General features: G+C 35.5%; 3 protein-coding genes. All 3 read left to right on the top strand.

The window, feature by feature from the left end:
* A partial coding sequence (locus LOK41_RS27390; protein WP_241819262.1) for a DNA-binding domain-containing protein occupies nt 1–612 on the top strand: 612 nt, incomplete at its 5' end.
* 821 nt (nt 613–1,433) lie between these two features.
* Nucleotides 1,434–2,711, top strand: a complete 1,278-nt coding sequence (locus LOK41_RS27385) for an amino acid permease (protein WP_347269383.1) — start codon at nt 1,434–1,436, stop codon at nt 2,709–2,711.
* A gap of 293 nt (nt 2,712–3,004) precedes the next feature.
* Nucleotides 3,005–4,446 (top strand): spore germination protein (locus LOK41_RS27380; RefSeq protein WP_241819258.1); only part of this gene is annotated, 1,442 nt, incomplete at its 3' end.

The raw sequence follows: 4,446 nt of genomic DNA, 5'->3' as shown, positions 1-4,446 counted from the left end.
ACAGTCGTTCAGAAAGTCGTCGAACGAATCCGATTGGAAAAATCGATAAATAACATTCAAGAATCGCTCAATATGGTGCTTAAATTGGATAGTGATCAAAGTACACAGGGAAAATACCGTAATGAAAAATATATAAGTACTTCCAACCATTTTCGAAATTCCGTTCATTTTCTTCTATCCGAATTAGGGATAGCCAGTGAAAGCGGAAGTAAAGATTTAATGGACATGCTGGATTATTTATATAAATATGAACAAGATAAAACGTTTGAACAAGGGGTTCCCTCTCTAAAAGAAATTTTTGTGAATTTAGCTCAAAAAAGACTTGGAGAATCAACCGAAGATGTCGAATTAAAAAGATCGATTGAAGCCTCCAAACAACGGATCCGGAGGGCAATTTACCAATCATTAAACCATTTAGCATCCCTTGGACTTACTGATTTTTTAAACCCGAAGTTCGAAAATTATGCTTCTAGGTTTTTTGATTTTACTACCGTAAGGAGAAAGATGACAGAGTTGAATAATGAGCCAACATTACCTGTTCGTATCGATACGAAAAAATTTATTCAGGTTCTTTATTTTGAAGCAAAACGAATACACTCGGAATCGCGATGACGAACTCTTGCTAATTCTTAATCTCCAATGTTGAATTTATAACTGTTACGATCATATATTCTGTTTTCAATAAAATATTAGAGAGGATACCTTTTCGTCCACTTTTACTTAATGTGTACTTAAAGTTAGCGAAATCCTTTGATGAATCTATAAAAGTATACTAAGTAAATTGACACTCCCATCCCTAAAAGGGCAATCTGGCTAAAGCCAGTGGGATTCTTGCTATCAAGGGCGAAGTCCATTTCTGGTATCGTTGACGTGCAAGTTTGCGGTGTGCCATCAACCACTCTCACGACAGACCCTATAGGTTCGTGAGCTACAGTACTGTGACCATACCGTACAGCTAGTTGCGTGTTCCAATATTTTAGCGTCTTGTTCTTGACGACACATATCATTTTACTGATAGCTTGAGTACCTCATACGATATCTTGTTTTCAAAGAACACATAGGCGTTTTAAAGACTTATTCTTGTCTATAGTTGAAGTATATCCCCAAAAAACAAGTGTTTTTCTACGAAAAAGCGATACTTTCATCCCATGCCTACAGGCGGACTAAAGTCCTGTATGGGCTTCCCTGTATCGCAAAATCTGTAAGAAATGATATATTTTCCGTTTTTTAATATAAATATGTATCAATAAATTGCATAAAAAATAATCGCGCTAAAATAATCTGAATTCTAATTGTTTTTGTATTTTTATGTAATCTCAGAGGGAAAGAAAATGAATGCATTTATTAGAAAAAAGTCCATTGATCATTTGCAAAAGGAAGGCCTTAGAAGTACTGGACTAAATCGAGTGTTAGAATTATGACAATTAACTGCAATTGGATTAGGAGGAATTATTGGGGGTGGGATTTTTGTTCTAACAGGAGTAGCTGCATCTGAGCATGCTGGTCCTGCAGTTATTTTATCTTTTATTATTGCTGCACTATGCTATGCTGAATTTGCTGGACTTATCCCCGTTTCTGGGAGTGCATATACTTATAGCTATGCTGTATTAGGAGAAGGAGTAGCATGGTTAATTGGGTGGGATCTGTTGCTAGAATATATTTTAGTAGTGGGAGTAGTTGCTATTGGTTGGTCTGGATATATGCAAGAATTACTTCGACAAATCGAAATACATATTCCAATTTGGGCTCAAGGGCCTCCAGGTACAAGAGATGGGCATCGAGTAGACTTAATTGCAGTTATTATAAGTCTAGCTATCGCTGGATTATTAACATTTGGTATGGAGTGGGGATCAAAATTCAACACATTGATGGTAATTATTAAGCTAAGTATTATTTTAGTGGTCATTGCTGTCGGAAGCTTCTACATTGATTCAGCCAATTGGCATCTTTTTATGCCTTTTGGTTTTAATGGCGTAATGAGTGGTGCTGCGCTTGTATTCTTTGCAGTATTTGGATATGATACGTTAACTACAGCAGCTGAAGAAGCCAAGAATCCACAACGTGATTTACCAAGAGCTGTAGTCATATCTTTAATAATTGCATTATGTCTGTATATTGGAATGTCTTTAGTAATTACAGGAATGGCACCATATCATACATTGAATAACGCTGCACCGGTAGCTAAGATTTTCAGTGATGCAGGATTAAAATGGATTACTTTATTTATCTCTGCAGCAGCTATTACAGGCATACTTTCTGTTTTATTTTCGTTCACACTTGCAGGTTCGCGAGCTCGGTTTGCAATGAGTCGAGATAGATTATTACCAAAATGGTTTACAAAGGTACATCTTAAATATAAGACTCCACATCGTCCTACATTAATTATAGGTATGATTACAGCAATAATATCAGGATTTACCCCTATTAGTGAGGTGGGCGAATTAGTTAATATTGGTAAATTATCAGCATTTATATTAATTTGTTCTTCTATCATTGTATTAAGAAAGAAAAGACCAGATTTAGAAAGGAAATTTAAGACGCCTTTTGTCCCTGTAATTCCGTTGATTGGGATTTGTTTTTCATTATATTTTATCATCAGTCTTCCAGAAGTTACTTGGATTCGTTTTATAATCTGGATGCTTATTGGACTTGTTATATATATGTTATATGGAAAAAACAAAAGTAATTTGGCTAAAAATATAAATAAATAGTTAGTTAAATTAAAGTAAAAAAGATGCTAGAGATAGCATTTTTTTACTTTAATGGGTATTATTACATGATTTTATACTTAATATTTTTGGGAAGCTTTATAAAAAAAGACCAGATTTGATAAAATCTTGTTCCTAGGAGGATGCATTTATAAGATGATGAAAATGTGGAATATGTTTGTTTCCTATCTTCCGGATTGGAAAGTTTTTGTACAAGCTTTTATCGTATTTTTAATTCCATATATTATCTCAAGATTTTTTCATTGGGTCAGTATATCAGAGAAAGAGTGATAAAAATGAGTTGGTGGGAATCAAAGGACAAACAAGTACAAAAAAATACCATTCAAAGCAATGCTAAACAACAAACTAAGCCTTCTCGAAACTCAACGGTTCATTTTACGGGTGACTTCACATCAGACTTAGAACTCATAAGACAAGAAATCGGTCATAATTCTGATGTTCACTTTCGGGAGTTTAATATTGGGCGCAAAGGCATTCGAGCTGCGATCATTTTTGTCGATGGACTATCAGATAAAGAGCTAATCGATAAACATATTATGAATTCACTAATGGTTGATTTTTTCGATGAATATAAAAACGAAACTACTTATGTGGAAGAGACCGTTTCGAAAGAATTTATTAAAAATAAAGTTCTTTCTATTAGTGAAGTAACAGAAGTCCATTACATAAAAGATTTGATTTCAAAAGTATTGACAGGTTCGACAGCCCTTCTAGTTGAGGGATTAATAGATGTGTTCATTCTTGGTACAACAAAAACAAACAAACGGAATATTGAAGAACCAGTATCAGAAGCATTAGTCAGAGGTCCACGGGTAGGTTTTACGGAAGTATTAAGTGATAACACCGCCCTTTTGCGGCGTCATGGTGAAAATGAGACTTTATCATTGATAAAGCTTCAAGTAGGGGAACGTGCAAAAAAAGAGCTAGTTATGGCCTTTATTAAAGATCTTGCTAGTCCAGAATTAGTGGAAGAGGTAAAAACAAGAATTCAGAAAATAAATATAGATAGTGTGCCTGAATCTGGTTATATAGAGCAACTTATTGAAGATAATTACCTCAGTCCTTTTCCACAAGCTCAGAATACAGAACGTCCTGATCGTGTTATTAGTGCCTTGATGGAAGGACGGATAGCAATTTTACTGGATGGGACACCATTCGCATTAATTGTTCCAGTTACATTTAGTATGCTGTTACAATCACCAGAAGATTATTATGAACGCTGGATTCCAAGTACGCTTCTCCGCCTATTGCGTTTCTTTGCAGCTTCTATTTCATTATTTACTCCTGCATTATATATTTCCTTTATTTCGTTTCATCCAGGGTTAATTCCCACTAAGCTAGTTATCTCTATTATAGGAACACGTGAAGGAGTTCCTTTTCCTGCTCTTATAGAAGCGTTGATTATGGAAGTGGCTATCGAAATTTTACGGGAAGCTGGGTTACGTTTACCTAAACCGATTGGACCGGCAATGGGGATTGTGGGTGGATTAATTATTGGACAGGCTGCCGTAGAAGCAGGGATTGTCAGTCCAATTATGGTAATCGTTGTAGCTGTTACAGCTATTTCTTCCTTTACTATCCCACAATACAGTGCAGGGATTACATTACGCATTCTTCGGTTTGTAGCCATGTTTTGTGCTGCCGTGTTTGGGTTGTACGGGGTCGTTCTCTTTTTCCTCTTACTTTGTAGCCATTTGGTGAAACTGAAAAGTTTTGG

This window comes from Bacillus sp. TL12, from assembly GCF_022625245.1.
In the GTDB taxonomy this organism is placed as follows: Bacteria; Bacillota; Bacilli; order Bacillales; family Bacillaceae_G; genus Bacillus_A.
The sequence above is the reverse complement of the archived record's forward strand: the minus strand, read 5'-3'. Positions and strand labels throughout refer to the sequence as shown.